Source organism: Serratia sp. CY71090, from assembly GCF_052166845.1.
Taxonomy (GTDB): domain Bacteria; phylum Pseudomonadota; class Gammaproteobacteria; order Enterobacterales; family Enterobacteriaceae; genus Serratia; species Serratia nematodiphila.
Genome location: NZ_JBJNOA010000007.1, coordinates 1 through 15,273 on the forward strand (window position 1 = coordinate 1; position 15,273 = coordinate 15,273).

At 56.7% G+C, this 15,273-nt stretch carries 14 protein-coding genes; 12 read left to right on the forward strand and 2 right to left on the reverse strand.

Annotated elements, in window-relative coordinates; genetic code table 11:
- Window positions 1–158: 158 nt before the first annotated feature.
- Window positions 159–2,027 carry a low affinity potassium transporter Kup gene (gene kup / locus ACJ8OK_RS14100; RefSeq protein WP_015379467.1) on the reverse strand — a complete coding sequence of 623 codons (1,869 nt, stop codon included), beginning with the start codon at window positions 2,025–2,027 and terminating at the stop codon, window positions 159–161.
- A gap of 283 nt (window positions 2,028–2,310) precedes the next feature.
- Between kup and ravA the strand changes: the two genes are divergently transcribed.
- Together ravA and viaA are read left to right on the forward strand one after the other, a co-directional pair.
- Entirely contained in the window at window positions 2,311–3,819 is a 1,509-nt protein-coding gene (ravA, locus tag ACJ8OK_RS14105; protein ID WP_099032659.1) for an ATPase RavA, read from the forward strand.
- A 2-nt stretch (window positions 3,820–3,821) separates the two neighbouring features.
- Window positions 3,822–5,285, forward strand: a complete 1,464-nt coding sequence (viaA, locus tag ACJ8OK_RS14110) for an ATPase RavA stimulator ViaA (protein WP_033631382.1) — start codon at window positions 3,822–3,824, stop codon at window positions 5,283–5,285.
- A gap of 6 nt (window positions 5,286–5,291) precedes the next feature.
- On the opposite strand, the gene asnA is transcribed toward viaA, so the two are convergent.
- Window positions 5,292–6,284 (reverse strand): aspartate--ammonia ligase, encoded by a 993-nt coding sequence (asnA, locus tag ACJ8OK_RS14115; RefSeq protein WP_442530651.1) that lies wholly within the window; start codon window positions 6,282–6,284, stop codon window positions 5,292–5,294.
- A gap of 155 nt (window positions 6,285–6,439) precedes the next feature.
- Here asnA and asnC point away from each other — a divergent pair, with 155 nt between their 5' ends.
- From asnC to atpA, 10 genes are all read left to right on the forward strand, one after another.
- Window positions 6,440–6,901, forward strand: a complete 462-nt coding sequence (gene asnC, locus ACJ8OK_RS14120) for a transcriptional regulator AsnC (RefSeq protein ID WP_004933786.1) — start codon at window positions 6,440–6,442, stop codon at window positions 6,899–6,901.
- 100 nt (window positions 6,902–7,001) lie between these two features.
- Window positions 7,002–7,442 (forward strand): FMN-binding protein MioC, encoded by a 441-nt coding sequence (gene mioC, locus ACJ8OK_RS14125; RefSeq protein WP_016929621.1) that lies wholly within the window; start codon window positions 7,002–7,004, stop codon window positions 7,440–7,442.
- A 380-nt stretch (window positions 7,443–7,822) separates the two neighbouring features.
- Window positions 7,823–9,712, forward strand: a complete 1,890-nt coding sequence (gene mnmG / locus ACJ8OK_RS14130; protein WP_033631384.1) for a tRNA uridine-5-carboxymethylaminomethyl(34) synthesis enzyme MnmG — start codon at window positions 7,823–7,825, stop codon at window positions 9,710–9,712.
- A 138-nt stretch (window positions 9,713–9,850) separates the two neighbouring features.
- Entirely contained in the window at window positions 9,851–10,471 is a 621-nt protein-coding gene (rsmG, locus tag ACJ8OK_RS14135; protein ID WP_060558005.1) for a 16S rRNA (guanine(527)-N(7))-methyltransferase RsmG, read from the forward strand.
- A 639-nt stretch (window positions 10,472–11,110) separates the two neighbouring features.
- On the forward strand, window positions 11,111–11,494 hold the full coding sequence (gene atpI / locus ACJ8OK_RS14140) for a F0F1 ATP synthase subunit I (RefSeq protein WP_004933796.1): 384 nt from the start codon (window positions 11,111–11,113) through the stop codon (window positions 11,492–11,494).
- 22 nt (window positions 11,495–11,516) lie between these two features.
- Window positions 11,517–12,296 carry a F0F1 ATP synthase subunit A gene (gene atpB / locus ACJ8OK_RS14145; protein WP_015376132.1) on the forward strand — a complete coding sequence of 260 codons (780 nt, stop codon included), beginning with the start codon at window positions 11,517–11,519 and terminating at the stop codon, window positions 12,294–12,296.
- 49 nt (window positions 12,297–12,345) lie between these two features.
- Window positions 12,346–12,585, forward strand: coding sequence for a F0F1 ATP synthase subunit C (gene atpE, locus ACJ8OK_RS14150; RefSeq protein ID WP_004093904.1), 240 nt, complete (start codon window positions 12,346–12,348; stop codon window positions 12,583–12,585).
- Between the two features lie 57 nt (window positions 12,586–12,642).
- A complete protein-coding gene (atpF, locus tag ACJ8OK_RS14155; RefSeq protein ID WP_004933804.1) occupies window positions 12,643–13,113 on the forward strand; it encodes a F0F1 ATP synthase subunit B in 471 nt (156 codons plus the stop codon).
- 14 nt (window positions 13,114–13,127) lie between these two features.
- On the forward strand, window positions 13,128–13,661 hold the full coding sequence (gene atpH / locus ACJ8OK_RS14160) for a F0F1 ATP synthase subunit delta (RefSeq protein WP_004933806.1): 534 nt from the start codon (window positions 13,128–13,130) through the stop codon (window positions 13,659–13,661).
- Window positions 13,662–13,673: 12 nt separating this feature from the next.
- Window positions 13,674–15,215 carry a F0F1 ATP synthase subunit alpha gene (gene atpA / locus ACJ8OK_RS14165; RefSeq protein ID WP_004933808.1) on the forward strand — a complete coding sequence of 514 codons (1,542 nt, stop codon included), beginning with the start codon at window positions 13,674–13,676 and terminating at the stop codon, window positions 15,213–15,215.
- Window positions 15,216–15,273: the final 58 nt, after the last annotated feature.

Consider the following 15,273-nt stretch of genomic DNA (forward strand, 5'->3'; position numbering starts at 1 on the left):
TGGTGATTTCCTTCTTACTTGTGGTGAGTAAGCTGGAATATTCCGGCATGGGTTTCCTTCAGGCTAGAGCCTCACAGGTTCAATCACCACCTCCTTAGGAGGTGGTTTAAGGCTTACAACAAAAGGGGCTCAGCCATGCTGAGCCCCTGTCAGGCGGATTAGATCTCGACCTGCGTGCCGAGTTCGATGACCCGGTTCGGCGGGATTTCGAACTGATCCGGCGCGCGCAGGGCATTGCGGCTCAGGGCGACGAACAGTTTGCCACGCAGGTAGAGGTACCACGGCCGCTTGGTGAGGATCAGCGATTCATGGGACATGAAGAACGACGTCTCCGACATGCGGCACGGCAACCCTTCCAGCCCGCAGCGGTGGAACACCTCCTCGACGTTCGGCGTTTCGCGCCAGCCGTAGCTGGCCACCACCCGCCAGAAGGTCGGCGACAGCTGCTCGATGGTCACCCGGCGCACGTTGTGCACGTAAGGCGCATCCTCGGTGCGCAGCGTCAGCAGCACCACACGCTCGTGCAGCACCTTGTTGTGCTTCAGGTTGTGCAACAGCGCAAAAGGAATGACGTTGGTGGCGCGCGACAAGAACACCGCCGTACCCGGCACCCGCACCGGCGGCGATTTCTCCAGCGAGGCGATCATAGCCTCCAGCGAGTTGCCGTGTTCATGCAGGCGGCGCAGCAGGCGGAAGCGCTCGCTCTTCCAGGTGGTCATAATGATGAACATCACCAGCGCCAACGTCAGCGGCAGCCAGCCGCCAGAGAACAGCTTCAGGGCGTTGGCGGAGAACATCGGCACGTCGATGATCAGCAAGATGGTCACGATGCCGATCGCCAGGAAGCGATTCCAGTGCCAATTATTGATCGCCACCGAGGTGACCAGAATGCTGGTCAGCACCATAGTGCCGGTGACCGCGATGCCGTACGCCGCCGCCAGGTTGCTGGAGTGCTCGAAACCGATGATCACCAGCACCACCGAGATGTACAGCGTCCAGTTGATCACCGGAATGTAGATCTGGCCGGATTCCATTTCCGAGGTGTGAATGATGCGCATCGGCGACAGATAGCCCAGGCGCACCGCCTGGCGAGTCAGCGAGAAGACGCCGGAAATCACCGCCTGCGAAGCGATCACCGTCGCCAGGGTCGCCAGAATCAGCAGCGGGATCAGCGCCCAATCGGGCGCCAGCAGGAAGAACGGGTTTTTGATCGCCTCCGGATTTTTCAGCAGCAGCGCCCCCTGGCCGAAGTAGTTGAGCACCAGCGAAGGCAGCACCACGGTGAACCAGGCCAGACGGATCGGGAACTTGCCGAAGTGCCCCATATCGGCATACAGCGCCTCGACGCCGGTGATCGACAACACCACGGCCCCCAGGGCGAAGAACGACACCTTCTTATATTCCATGAAGAAGTTGAGCGCCCATTTGGGATTCAGCGCCTGCAGCACTTCCGGGTTTGAAATGATGCTGCGCGCGCCCAGTACCGCCAACACGATGAACCACAGCAGCATCACCGGGGCGAACAGCTTGCCGACGCTGCCGGTGCCGTGCTTTTGGATAACGAACAGCAGCGTCAACACCAGAATGGAGAGCGGCACGATATAGGCGTCAAGCGCAGGCGCGGCGATTTCCAACCCCTCTATCGCCGACATCACCGATATCGCCGGGGTGATCACCACCTCGCCATAGAAGAAGCTGCCGCCGATCAGGCCCAGTATCACCAGCACCGCAGTAGTGCGCGCCGAGGTATTGCGCCCGGCCAGCGACATCAGCGTCAGAATACCGCCCTCGCCGGCGTTGTCCGCGCGCATCACGTAGGTGAGATATTTGAGGGAAACGATCACGATCAGCATCCAGAAAATCAGCGACAGGAAGCCGAAAACCACGTCTGGACGAACATCGAAGCCGTAATGGCCGGAGAAACACTCTCTCAGCGTATAGAGAGGGCTGGTGCCGATATCACCGTAGACCACGCCGATGGCAGCCAGGGTTACCGCCGATAAGGACTGCTTATGCTCTGCGCTCATAATTCGTTTCTTTATCAGAACATCCGTTAGCGATGCATCCGCATCAGGCAAAATACGGGCTCAAAGATCCGTCACGCCCACCAGAAAGCCGCACAGTATGCACCATTTATACCGCTTGCCTACCCTTATATCAGAGCCGAAAAATAAACAAAATGTGAACCGAATATCCGGCTTAACGTAGAAAAATATTACTAATCAACGGGCTATACCACTAAAAATAATGGTGGTTTATCATCGGATTATCGACCAAGATTGGCTAACTCTCGGACAATGCGACAATTATATGACGCCATCATCCCTTCTGGCAGAACGAATTTCCCGCCTCAGCAGCGCGCTGGAGAGCGGCCTTTATGAGCGGCAAGAGGCGATCCGCCTGTGCCTGCTGGCGGCGCTGAGCGGCGAAAGCGTATTCCTGCTCGGCCCGCCCGGCATCGCCAAGAGCCTGATCGCGCGCCGGCTGAAGTTTGCCTTCCGCAACGCCCGCTCCTTTGAATACCTGATGACGCGTTTTTCCACGCCGGAAGAGGTCTTCGGCCCGCTCTCTATCCAGGCGCTGAAAGATGAGGGGCGCTATCAGCGTCTGACCGCCGGCTATCTGCCGGAAGCGGAGATCGTGTTTCTGGACGAGATCTGGAAGGCCGGCCCGGCGATCCTCAACACCCTGCTGACGGCGATCAACGAACGCCGCTTTCGCAACGGCAACAGCGAAGAACCGATCCCGCTGCGCCTGCTGGTCACCGCCTCCAACGAACTGCCCGAAGCGGACAACAGCCTCGAAGCCTTATATGACCGCATGCTGATCCGCCTGTGGCTGGACAAGGTGCAGGATAAACAGAATTTCCGCTCGCTGCTGGTCAACCGCCAGAGCGAAAGCCAAAACCCGGTGCCGGCGGCGCTGAGCATCAGCGACGAAGAGTTTCTGCAGTGGCAACCGCAGATCGACAAAGTCGCGCTGCCGGAAACCTGTTTTGAGCTGATTTTCCAGCTGCGCCAGCGGCTGGACGCGCTGGAGCAGGCGCCATACGTCTCCGATCGGCGCTGGAAAAAAGCCCTGCGCCTGCTGCAAGCCTGCGCCTTCTTCAGCGGGCGCGACGCCATCGCTCCGCTCGATCTGATGCTGTTGAAAGACTGCCTGTGGCACGATCTCACCTCGCTGAAACTGCTGCAACAGCAGATCGACCAATTGCTGACCGAGTCGGCCTATCAGCAGCAGTCGATGCTGATCCAGTTGCAACAGATCCACACCCGCTGGCTGCAGGACCAGCAGCAACAAAGCGACCGGCAGGCCATCAGCCTGGTGAAAAAAGGCGGCATGTTCAGCCGTAAACCGCAATACGCGCCGGCCACGCCATTCGCCGGCGGCACCCTCACCCTGCTGTTGCAAAAGCCGCTGCAGCTGCATGACATTCAGGTCAACCACCTGAGCATCGAGAGCAGCGCGCTGGACAATTGGCTGCAAAAAGGCGGCGACGTGCGCGCCAAGCTGAACGGTATCGGCTTTGCGCAGCCGATCGACCTGGAAGTGGATGACCAACTGCACCTCACGGTGTTGGACGTCAGCCGCCAGCCGTCATTGCTGGCGCTGCCGGGCAAACAGGCCACCGCCACGCCGCAGGCGCTGCTGGATGAAATGGACGCATTGGCCCAGCGCCTGGCGGAGCAACGCCGCGCCTTCAGCCAACATCAGCCTTGTCTGTTCACCCCCGCCGCCGGCCTGGCCAAGATCGAAGCCAGTCTGCTGCAGGTCGCGGAACAGGTTAAACAGCAACTGCAGCAAATGCGCGGCCAGTAACCATGCTCAGTCTGGAGACGCTCGATCTGCTGCTGGCGATCACCGAAGGCGAGATGATCGAAGAGATGATCGTCGGCATGCTGGCGGCGCCGCAGCTGTCGGTATTCTTTAAAAAGTTTCCGGCCCTTCGCCGGGCGCTGGATCGCGATCTGCCGCGCTGGAAGCTGCAGCTTAAGGAACGCCTGCAGGAGGCGATGGTGCCGCCGGCGCTGGCGCAGGAATTCTATCGCTACCAGCAGTGCCAGCTGGAGAACAACACCCAGTTCTATCACAACCTCAACGACACCATGGAGCTGCTGCGCCAGCTGGCCTCACCGTTTTATGAACAGGCGCGCGCGCTGGTGGACGCCGCCGATCTGCCCAATCATCCGCTGGACGACAGCTTTCAAACGCTGTTTCTGCAGCGCTGGCGCATCAGCCTGACGCTGCAGGCCACCATGCTGCACCACCAACTGCTGGAACAAGAGCGCGAGCAGCTGATGGCGGAACTGCAGGAGCGGTTGGCGCTGAGCGGCGCGCTGGAACCTCTGCTGTCGGAAAACGACACCGCCGCCGGCAGGCTGTGGGACATGAGCAAAGGCCAGCTGCAGCGTGGCGATTATCAGCGGCTGGTGGAGTACGGCAACTTTTTGCAGCAGCAGCCGGAGCTGAAAAAACTGGCGCAACAGCTGGGCCGCAGCTATCAGGCCAAGGCGGTGCAGCAACAGGACGCGCAGCCGGAGCCGTTCAGGGTCATGGTGCAGGTGCCGGCCACGCTGCCGGAAGAAGTGAGCGGCATTCATCAAAGCGACGACATTCTGCGCCTGCTGCCGCCGGAGCTGGCGACGCTGGGGATTGAAGAGCTGGAATTCGAGTTTTATCGTCGCCTGTTGGAAAAGCGGCTGCTGAGCTACCGTCTGCAGGGCGACGTCTGGCAGGAACAGATCCTGATCCGCCAGGTCACTCACCAGCAGCAGGATCAACAGCCGCGCGGGCCGTTTATCGTCTGCGTGGACACCTCCGGATCGATGGGCGGTTTCAACGAACAGTGCGCCAAGGCGTTCTGTCTGGCGCTGCTGCGCATTGCGCTGGCGGACAACCGCCGATGCTATATCATGCTGTTCGCCAACCAGATCGTGCATTACGAACTCACCGCCGCCAGCGGCATCGAGCAGGCAGTGCGCTTTCTCGGCCAGCAGTTTCGTGGCGGCACCGATCTGGCGGCCTGCCTGAACGCCACCGTCACCAAAATGGCGGAGAGCGGCTGGTTCGACGCCGATGCGGTGATCATTTCCGATTTTATTGCCCAGCGGTTGCCGGAGGAGGTAATAAAGAAGGTGAAACAGCAGCAACAAAGCCACCAGCAACGTTTCCACGCGGTGGCGATGTCCGCCTACGGCAAACCCGGCATCATGCGCATCTTCGATCATATCTGGCGCTTTGATACCGGGCTGAAAAGCCGTTTGATGCGCCGCTGGCGGCGCTAGGCGAGATTAGAGCAGGCCTTCGACCGCGCCGCGCACTTCCGGCGACCACACGCCGCATTGCACCTGGCCGATATGCGACAGTTGCAGCAACAACATCACCAGACGCGACTGACCGATGCCGCCGCCGATGGTCTGCGGCATATCGCCGCGCAGCAACGACTGGTGCCATTCCAACGCCATGCGCTCTTCATCGCCGGTCAGCGCCAGCTGATGTTTCAGCGCGGCGGCGTCAACGCGGATCCCCATGGAGGACAGCTCGAAAGCGTCCTGCAGCACCGGGTTCCACACCACGATATCACCGTTCAGGCCCGCCAGGCCATCCGCCGTCGGCGTGGTCCAGTCATCATAGTCCGGCGCCCGCACATCGTGCGATTTACCGTGTGACAGCTTGTCGCCGATGCCAATCAGGAACACTGCGCCCAATTCTTTGGCGATCGCCCGCTCACGCCCCTTGGCGTCCAGATCAGGGTAGCGCTGCAGCAGGGTTTCGCTGTGCACGAAGTGGATCTGTTCCGGCAGGAACGGGGTCAGGCCATGCTCGCGGCTGACTTCCGCCTCCGTCGCCTTGATCGCAGCGTAAATGCTGCGCACGGTGTTTTTCAGGTAGTCCAGGCTGCGCTCACCGTCGCCCATCACCCGCTCCCAGTCCCACTGATCGACGTACACCGAGTGGATAGGCGTCAGGCGGTCTTCATCCGGGCGCAGCGCCTTCATATGGGTATACAGGCCTTCGCCGGCGCCGAAATCGTAGCTGCCCAGGGTTTTGCGTTTCCATTTCGCCAGCGAATGCACCACTTCGAAGGTGGCGTCCGGCAAGGTTTTGACTTTGACCTGCACCGCTTTCTCGCTGCCGGAAAGGTTATCCTGCGTGCCGTCGCCCAGGCGGCTAAGGATCGGGGCTTGCACTTCGATCAGACCGAGCTGTTGCTCCAGCTGGCGGGAGAAGAAGGATTTGACCTGGCTGATTTGTTGTTGTTTTTGGATAAACTGTTTTTTCATTGCCGTATCTCTTGTAAACCTGTCTCTGTTGCCATCGATTAAGCAACAAAACGACACGACAATTCAATATCCATCAATCAATATTGCCTTTTCACTTTTAATCGTTCATTTTTACCCGGACAGAATTCAACAATCGTTAATTAATGGGGGATTAAATGGCGGAAATTTATCAGATCGATAATCTCGATCGCGGCATTCTCAACGCCCTGATGGACAATGCGCGCACACCGTACGCCGAACTGGCGAAAAACTTCGCCGTCAGCCCCGGCACCATTCATGTGCGGGTGGAGAAGATGAAGCAGGCCGGGATCATCACCGGCGCGCGCATCGACGTCAGCCCCAAACAGCTGGGCTACGACGTGTGCTGCTTTATTGGCATCATATTAAAGAGCGCCAAGGATTACCCTTCAGCGCTGAAGAAGCTGGAAAGCCTGGAAGAAGTGGTGGAAGCCTATTACACCACCGGCCACTACAGCGTCTTTATTAAGGTAATGTGCCGATCGATCGACGCGTTGCAACAGGTACTTATCAACAAGATCCAGACCATCGACGAGATCCAGTCCACCGAAACGCTGATCTCACTGCAGAACCCCATTATGCGCACCATCGTGCCGTAACCCGCCAAATTGCATACCCACATTATCCACAGGTAGATCCCAGCCGATTCACAGCGTACAATGCAGCCACTTTGAGTGAGAAGGTTGGGATCGTTGGTTCATGGCAGACATTACTCTGATCAGTGGCAGTACGCTTGGCAGCGCCGAATACGTGGCTGAACATTTGGCTGAAAAGCTGGAAGACGCGGGTTTCTCTACCGAGATGCTGCACGGCCCTGAACTGGATGAACTGCCGTTGACCGGCCGCTGGCTGGTGGTCTCTTCCACGCACGGCGCCGGCGAACTACCAGATAACCTTCAACCGCTGTTGGAACAGATCGCTGAGCAGCAGCCGGATCTTTCCGAGGTACAGTTCGGCGCCGTCGGTTTGGGCAGTTCGGAATACGACACCTTCTGCGGCGCAATCAAACAGATCGACGATCTGTTGATCGCCAGAGGCGCTAAAAGGATCGGCGATCGTCTCGAGATCGACGTGACCGAGCATGAAATTCCCGAGGATCCGGCCGAGGAATGGGTAAAAAACTGGATTAATTTACTCTAATTCGTCTAAAGATCGTGCGAACGATTGTGGATAACTATACTTAAAAGTAGGGTAAAAGCCGTAGTTATCCCAATAACAACCGTAGTGCGCTTTTTGTCCTGTGCATAACAAGCCTTTTAGATCCCAGCTTATCTGCATCGGGATCACCGATCATTCACAGCAAACGATCCTCCTTAATCTGCTGATCTTCATCGTGAATAGTCACTTATCCACAGAGGATCGCGATCCTAATAAGAGATCTAATAAAGAGATCTTTAAATAAAAAAGATCTTCTTTTAATTACCGACGATCCTGACCACTTGGTCGATCGTCTAAACTTGAGTAGAATCCCCGACCCCAGGGCAAATACGATCGTTCGCAATACGGCGAGGTGCAGTTCCATGTTTTATCCAGATCAATTTGACGTCATCATCATCGGTGGTGGCCATGCAGGTACCGAGGCCGCCATGGCCGCGGCGCGCATGGGACGTCAGACTTTATTATTGACACACAATATCGATACGCTGGGACAGATGTCCTGTAATCCGGCGATTGGCGGTATTGGTAAAGGGCATCTGGTTAAGGAAATTGATGCGCTCGGCGGCCTGATGGCAACGGCGATCGACCATGCCGGCATCCAGTTTAGGATACTAAACGCCAGCAAAGGCCCTGCCGTTCGCGCCACTCGCGCTCAGGCGGATCGCGTCCTGTATCGGCAGGCGATCCGTACCGCGTTGGAGAACCAGCCTAACCTGATGATCTTCCAACAACCGGTTGAGGATCTGATCGTCGAAAACGATCGCGTCGTGGGTGCCGTCACCCAAATGGGCCTGAAATTCCGCGCCAAGGCGGTGGTATTGACCGTAGGCACCTTCCTGGACGGCAAGATCCATATCGGCCTGGAGAATTACAGCGGCGGCCGCGCCGGGGATCCTCCTTCGATCTCGCTGTCGCAGCGTTTGCGTGAACTGCCGCTGCGCGTTAACCGCTTGAAAACCGGTACACCGCCGCGCATCGACGCCCGCACTATCGATTTCAGCGTACTGGCACCGCAACACGGCGATACGCCGGTGCCGGTATTCTCGTTCCTGGGCGATGCCAGCCAGCACCCGGAACAAATGGCGTGCTACATCACCCACACCAATGAAAAAACGCATGACGTGATCCGCAATAACCTCGATCGCAGCCCGATGTATGCCGGGATCATCGAAGGGATCGGCCCACGTTACTGTCCGTCGATCGAAGACAAGGTCATGCGTTTTGCCGATCGCAACGCGCACCAGATCTTCCTTGAGCCGGAAGGCCTGACCAGCAACGAGATTTACCCTAACGGGATCTCCACCAGCCTGCCGTTCGACGTGCAGATGCAAATCGTCCGTTCAATGGAAGGGATGCAGAACGCGCGTATTATTCGCCCTGGTTATGCCATCGAGTACGATTTCTTCGATCCGCGCGATCTGAAACCGACGCTGGAAAGCAAATTTATTCAGGGCCTGTTCTTCGCCGGCCAGATCAACGGCACCACCGGCTATGAAGAAGCCGCCGCACAGGGGCTGCTGGCCGGTCTGAACGCCGGGCGTTTCGCCGATGAACAAGAGGGCTGGGCGCCACGTCGCGATCAGGCCTACCTCGGCGTGCTGGTGGACGATCTCAGCACCCTTGGTACCAAAGAGCCGTACCGCATGTTTACCTCACGCGCCGAGTATCGTCTGATGCTGCGCGAAGACAACGCCGATCTCCGCCTGACGGAAAAAGGCCGTGAACTCGGCCTGGTGGACGACGTGCGTTGGGCGCGCTACAGCGAGAAGCTGGAGCGAATCGAACGCGAACGTCAGCGCCTGCGCGACATCTGGATGCACCCGCATGCCGAGAACGTCGAACAGGTCAATGCGTTGCTGAAAGCGCCGCTGTCGCGTGAAGCGAACGGCGAAGAACTGCTGCGCCGCCCGGAGATGGATTACGCGCAGTTAACCGGCACCGACGCCTTCGCGCCGCCGCTGGACGACGTACAAGCCGCCGAGCAGGTCGAGATCCAGGTCAAATACGAAGGCTATATCGCTCGCCAGCAGGAAGAGATCGAAAAACAGCAGCGCAACGAGAACACCGTGCTGCCGCTGGATCTTGACTACCGTCAGGTTTCGGGACTGTCGAACGAAGTGATCGCCAAGCTGAACGATCACAAACCGAACTCCATCGGCCAGGCTTCGCGCATCTCCGGCATTACACCGGCGGCGATCTCGATTTTGCTGATCTGGCTGAAAAAGCAGGGACTGCTGCGCCGCAGCGCATAAATCCCGCTTCCAGGCGGCCGTTTGCTCAACCCGTAGCCAAACGGCCGCTGACATCACTTGCGCCCTGAATTATCATAGTCGCCTCATTGCGCCAGCTAACCATCCGCTGGTCGTTCAGCGCCTGCCAGAGGATCCGTTGTGCAAAAAAAATTAGACTCGCTGCTCGCGGCAGCAGGCATTGAGCTGCCCGATCAGCAGAAACAGCAGCTGCTGGGCTATGTCGGCATGCTGGATAAGTGGAACAAGGCTTATAACCTCACGTCGGTGCGCGATCCGCAGCAAATGCTGGTGCGCCACATCCTCGACAGTATTGTGGTCAATCCGCATCTGCAGGGCTCGCGTTTTATCGATGTCGGCACCGGCCCCGGCTTGCCGGGCATTCCGCTGGCGATTGTGCGCCCGGACGCGCATTTCACGCTGCTCGACAGCCTGGGCAAGCGCGTGCGTTTCCTGCGCCAGGTGCAGCATGAGCTGGGCCTGAACAATATCGAGCCGGTGCAGAGCCGCGTCGAAGCGTTTCCGGCCGAGCCACCGTTCGATGGCGTGATCAGCCGGGCATTCGCTTCGCTGCAGGATATGCTGTCCTGGTGCCATCACCTGCCGGCGAAAGGGCAGGGGCGTTTTTACGCGTTGAAAGGCGTGCGCCCGGATGAAGAACTGACGCCGCTGCCGGCTGGCGTTAGCCTGGAGTCCATCGTGCGGCTGCAGGTGCCTGAACTGGAAGGCGAACGTCATCTGGTGATTCTTAAGGCAAACTGAGTTTGCTTTTGATCAAACAAGCGTGAATTAAAGGTCGTACCCAGCAGAAAGATAAGCAGGCTAATTAGTTGGTCGCTTTTTTTAGTTAATTTACTTTTTATTAACACAAAAAACGCGGCTAATTAGCGACAATAGAGTAATTGCATTTAGAAATAGTCACGTTAGCAATCATGTGCGAAAGATTGGCGTTTGCTGCTAATGTTAATTGGCTGTTGGAATATTGCCCCGCTGCTTGTCAATAAAAGGTTTTCATCGGGTATACGGATTGTTTTTGAACAGTTAACTAGTAATGTTTTGATTTATATAATTTTTTGATCGCTCAAATTGCTAAAGACGGTTTGGTTGACCATCGGCTATAAATCAGGAAGGGACATTACTGTGATCGGCTTCGCGTTTCTAAACGCAACGCTGGAATAATCAGACAATTAAATGCGCCCTATTATTCCGACCGTTTTCTTGTGAAAATAGGCTGGAATAGGGAAATTTAAATAATTGTTCACCTTTTCGCTACTTATCGATTGAATTCGTTGGTATGCCCCGTATAATTTGCTCGTTTTTTGCTGCTTGACTCAGGACAGCAAAAACAGTTGTATACGTCACTCAGCATACCCCCTCTGGGGTACGGAGAGAACAAACGTCATGTCTGTGTCCCTTTACAGCGGGAAAGTCGCACGCAAACTGCTGTTTTTGCAGTTAATGACTTTTGTTCTGATCAGCGTTGCTTTCTGGCTGAAAAGCCCGGAATGGAGCGCTTCGGCGTTGGCAGGCGGTCTCGCCGCCTGGTTGCCGAGTGCAATGTTTATGCTGTTTGCCTTGCGCCATCAGGCGCAAACGCCGGCGCCCGGTAGGGTTGCCTGGTCGTTCGCCATCGGCGAGGGGCTAAAGGTCGTGATCACCATCGTTTTGCTGATCGTGGCGCTGGGGGTGTTCAAGGCGGAGTTTATACCGCTTGGCCTGACCTATTTAGCGGTGTTAGTGGTGCAGATAGTGGCACCGGCCGTGATTAACAGTTACCGAACTTAACTAAATAAGGGTAAGAGGCATCATGTCTGCAGGAGAAGTCTTGACTCCACAGGAGTATATCGGTCACCACCTGACGCAGCTTCAGGTCGGGACTGGGTTCTGGTCGATCAACATCGACTCGATGTTTTTCTCCGTCGTCCTCGGGGCGCTTTTCCTGGTGATCTTCCGCAAAGTGGCTAAAAACGCCACCAGCGGCGTGCCGGGTAAACTGCAAACCGCCGTGGAGCTGGTGGTCGGTTTCGTCGACAGCAGCGTGCGCGACATGTACCACGGCAAGAGCAAGGTGATTGCGCCGCTGGCGCTGACCGTGTTCGTCTGGGTGTTCCTGATGAACCTGATGGACCTGCTGCCCATCGACTTCCTGCCTTACGTTGGCGAACACATCCTCGGCCTGCCTGCGCTGCGCGTGGTGCCTACCGCCGATGTGAACGTCACGCTGTCGATGGCGCTGGGCGTGTTTATCCTGATTCTGTTCTATAGCATCAAAATGAAAGGCGTTGGCGGGTTTGTTAAAGAGTTGACCATGCAGCCGTTCAACCACCCTGTATTCATTCCTATCAACCTGATTCTTGAAGGTGTCAGCCTGCTGTCCAAACCTGTTTCACTGGGTCTGCGACTGTTCGGCAACATGTATGCGGGTGAGTTGATCTTCATCCTGATTGCCGGCCTGTTGCCGTGGTGGTCACAGTGGGTCCTGAGCTTGCCTTGGGCTATCTTCCACATCCTGATCATTACGCTTCAAGCCTTTATTTTCATGGTTCTGACGATCGTCTATCTGTCGATGGCGTCTGAAGAGCACTGATTTTCTTAAAACACTTGCACTTTTAAACTGAAACAAACTGGAGACTGTCATGGAAAACCTGAGTATGGATCTGCTGTACATGGCTGCCGCTGTGATGATGGGTTTAGCGGCAATCGGTGCTGCGATCGGTATCGGCATCCTGGGTGGTAAATTCTTGGAAGGCGCTGCTCGTCAGCCTGACCTGATTCCTCTGCTGCGTACACAGTTCTTTATCGTTATGGGTCTGGTCGACGCCATCCCGATGATCGCTGTAGGTCTGGGTCTGTACGTGATGTTCGCCGTCGCGTAAGTAGAGCAACCCTCTACGACGTAACCAAACTATTAACTTTTAAAGAGGCATTGTGCTGTGAATCTTAACGCAACAATCCTCGGCCAGGCCATCGCGTTCGTTCTGTTTGTCTGGTTCTGCATGAAGTACGTATGGCCGCCGATCATGGCTGCCATCGAGAAGCGTCAGAAAGAAATCGCTGACGGCCTCGCTTCTGCAGAGCGTGCCAAAAAAGATCTGGACTTAGCGCAAGCCAATGCGACCGACCAGCTGAAAACTGCTAAAGCAGAAGCTCAGGTGATCATCGAGCAAGCGAACAAACGCAAAGCTCAGATCATGGATGAAGCGAAAGCCGAAGCCGAGCAGGAACGTAACAAAATCGTGGCGCAGGCTCAGGCTGAGATCGAAGCCGAACGTAAGCGCGCTCGTGAAGAGTTGCGTAAGCAAGTCGCGATGCTGGCAATTGCCGGCGCCGAGAAGATCATCGAACGTTCCGTGGATGAAGCTGCTAACAGCGACATCGTTGATAAACTGGTCGCTGAACTGTAAGGAGGGAGGGGCTGATGTCTGAATTTGTAACTGTAGCTCGCCCCTACGCCAAAGCAGCTTTTGACTTTGCCGTTGAGCACCAAAGCGTAGAGCGCTGGCAGGAAATGCTGGCGTTTGCGGCTGAAGTCACTCGCAATGAACAGATTTCTGAACTGCTGTCTGGCGCGGTTGCGCCAGAAACGCTGTCCAAGACTTTCATCGCGGTTTGTGGCGATCGGCTCGACGAACATGGCCAGAACTTTATCCGTGTAATGGCCGAAAATGGACGTTTACTGGTTCTTCCTGCCGTGCTGCAGCAGTTCATCGAACTGCGCGCCTCGCTGGAATCCACCGTCGAAGTCGAAGTGCTCTCTGCGAGCGCGCTGAACGACGAACAGCAGGCGAAAATCGCCGCTGCGATGGAAAAACGTCTGTCACGCAAAGTTAAGCTGAATTGCAAAATTGACAAGTCTGTACTGGCCGGCATCGTTGTTCGCGCCGGCGATATGGTGATTGATGGCAGCGTTCGCGGTCGTCTTGAACGCCTGACAGACGTCTTGCAGTCTTAAGGGGACTGGAGCATGCAACTGAATTCCACCGAAATCAGCGAACTGATCAAGCAGCGCATTGCTCAGTTCAATGTAGTGAGCGAAGCTCACAATGAAGGTACTATCGTTTCCGTCAGTGACGGGATCATCCGCGTACACGGCCTGGCCGAAGTTATGCAGGGCGAAATGATCGCGCTGCCTGGCAACCGTTACGCAATCGCATTGAACCTGGAGCGCGACTCCGTCGGTGCCGTGGTCATGGGGCCGTACGCGGATCTGGCCGAAGGCATGAAGGTTAAATGCACCGGCCGTATCCTGGAAGTTCCAGTCGGTCGTGGTCTGCTGGGCCGCGTAGTTAACACCCTGGGCGCGCCAATCGACGGCAAAGGCCCGATTGAGAACGACGGCTTCTCTCCGGTAGAAGCTATCGCGCCAGGCGTTATCGAGCGTCAGTCCGTTGATCAGCCGGTTCAAACTGGCTACAAATCCGTTGACGCCATGATTCCAATCGGCCGTGGCCAGCGTGAGCTGGTGATCGGTGACCGTCAGACCGGTAAAACCGCGCTGGCGATCGATGCGATCATCAACCAACGCGACTCCGGCATCAAATGCGTTTACGTGGCTATCGGCCAGAAAGCGTCCACCATCGCTAACGTGGTGCGCAAACTGGAAGAGCACGGCGCATTGGCCAACACCATCGTGGTGGTGGCGACCGCTTCCGAATCCGCTGCACTGCAATACCTGGCGCCATACGCCGGTTGCGCAATGGGCGAATACTTCCGTGACCGCGGTGAAGACGCGCTGATCGTGTACGATGACCTGTCCAAACAGGCCGTTGCTTACCGCCAGATTTCCCTGCTGCTTCGTCGTCCGCCAGGTCGTGAAGCTTACCCAGGCGACGTATTCTACCTGCACTCCCGCTTGCTGGAGCGCGCAGCGCGCGTCAACGCCGAATACGTTGAAGCCTTCACCAAAGGTGAAGTTAAAGGCCAAACCGGTTCACTGACCGCTCTGCCGATCATTGAAACCCAGGCGGGTGACGTTTCCGCGTTCGTTCCGACCAACGTAATCTCGATTACCGATGGTCAGATCTTCCTGGAATCCAACCTGTTCAACTCCGGTATTCGTCCGGCAGTTAACCCGGGTATCTCCGTATCCCGTGTTGGTGGCGCCGCGCAGACCAAGATCATGAAGAAACTGTCCGGTGGTATCCGTACCGCGCTGGCGCAGTATCGTGAACTGGCTGCGTTCTCCCAGTTCGCATCCGATCTGGACGACGCGACCCGCAAACAGCTGAGCCACGGTCAGAAAGTGACCGAGCTGCTGAAACAGAAACAGTATGCGCCGATGTCGGTTGCACAACAGTCTCTGGTGCTGTTTGCCGCAGAACGCGGTTACCTGAACGACGTCGAAGTCGCCAAAGTGGTGAGCTTCGAAGCCGCGCTGGTAGCCTATGCGGACCGCGAGCACGCCGAACTGCTGAACCACATCAACCAAACTGGCAACTTCAATGATGAGATCGAGGGCAAGTTGAAAGACATCCTCGAGACCTTCAAGAAAACCCAGTCCTGGTAACGCCGAACGGTCCTGCTGTTGAAAGACAGCAGGCCGTCTGGCACTGAGGAGAAGCAGA

What these genes read in the sequence shown, in the direction of transcription:
- kup (WP_015379467.1), bottom strand. Translation starts at nt 2,027, where the DNA reads ATGAGCGCAGAGCATAAGCAGTCCTTATCGGCGGTAACCCTGGCTGCC.
- ravA (WP_099032659.1), top strand. Translation starts at nt 2,311, where the DNA reads ATGACGCCATCATCCCTTCTGGCAGAACGAATTTCCCGCCTCAGCAGC.
- viaA (WP_033631382.1), top strand. Translation starts at nt 3,822, where the DNA reads ATGCTCAGTCTGGAGACGCTCGATCTGCTGCTGGCGATCACCGAAGGC.
- asnA (WP_442530651.1), bottom strand. Translation starts at nt 6,284, where the DNA reads ATGAAAAAACAGTTTATCCAAAAACAACAACAAATCAGCCAGGTCAAA.
- asnC (WP_004933786.1), top strand. Translation starts at nt 6,440, where the DNA reads ATGGCGGAAATTTATCAGATCGATAATCTCGATCGCGGCATTCTCAAC.
- mioC (WP_016929621.1), top strand. Translation starts at nt 7,002, where the DNA reads ATGGCAGACATTACTCTGATCAGTGGCAGTACGCTTGGCAGCGCCGAA.
- mnmG (WP_033631384.1), top strand. Translation starts at nt 7,823, where the DNA reads ATGTTTTATCCAGATCAATTTGACGTCATCATCATCGGTGGTGGCCAT.
- atpI (WP_004933796.1), top strand. Translation starts at nt 11,111, where the DNA reads ATGTCTGTGTCCCTTTACAGCGGGAAAGTCGCACGCAAACTGCTGTTT.
- atpB (WP_015376132.1), top strand. Translation starts at nt 11,517, where the DNA reads ATGTCTGCAGGAGAAGTCTTGACTCCACAGGAGTATATCGGTCACCAC.
- atpE (WP_004093904.1), top strand. Translation starts at nt 12,346, where the DNA reads ATGGAAAACCTGAGTATGGATCTGCTGTACATGGCTGCCGCTGTGATG.
- atpH (WP_004933806.1), top strand. Translation starts at nt 13,128, where the DNA reads ATGTCTGAATTTGTAACTGTAGCTCGCCCCTACGCCAAAGCAGCTTTT.
- atpA (WP_004933808.1), top strand. Translation starts at nt 13,674, where the DNA reads ATGCAACTGAATTCCACCGAAATCAGCGAACTGATCAAGCAGCGCATT.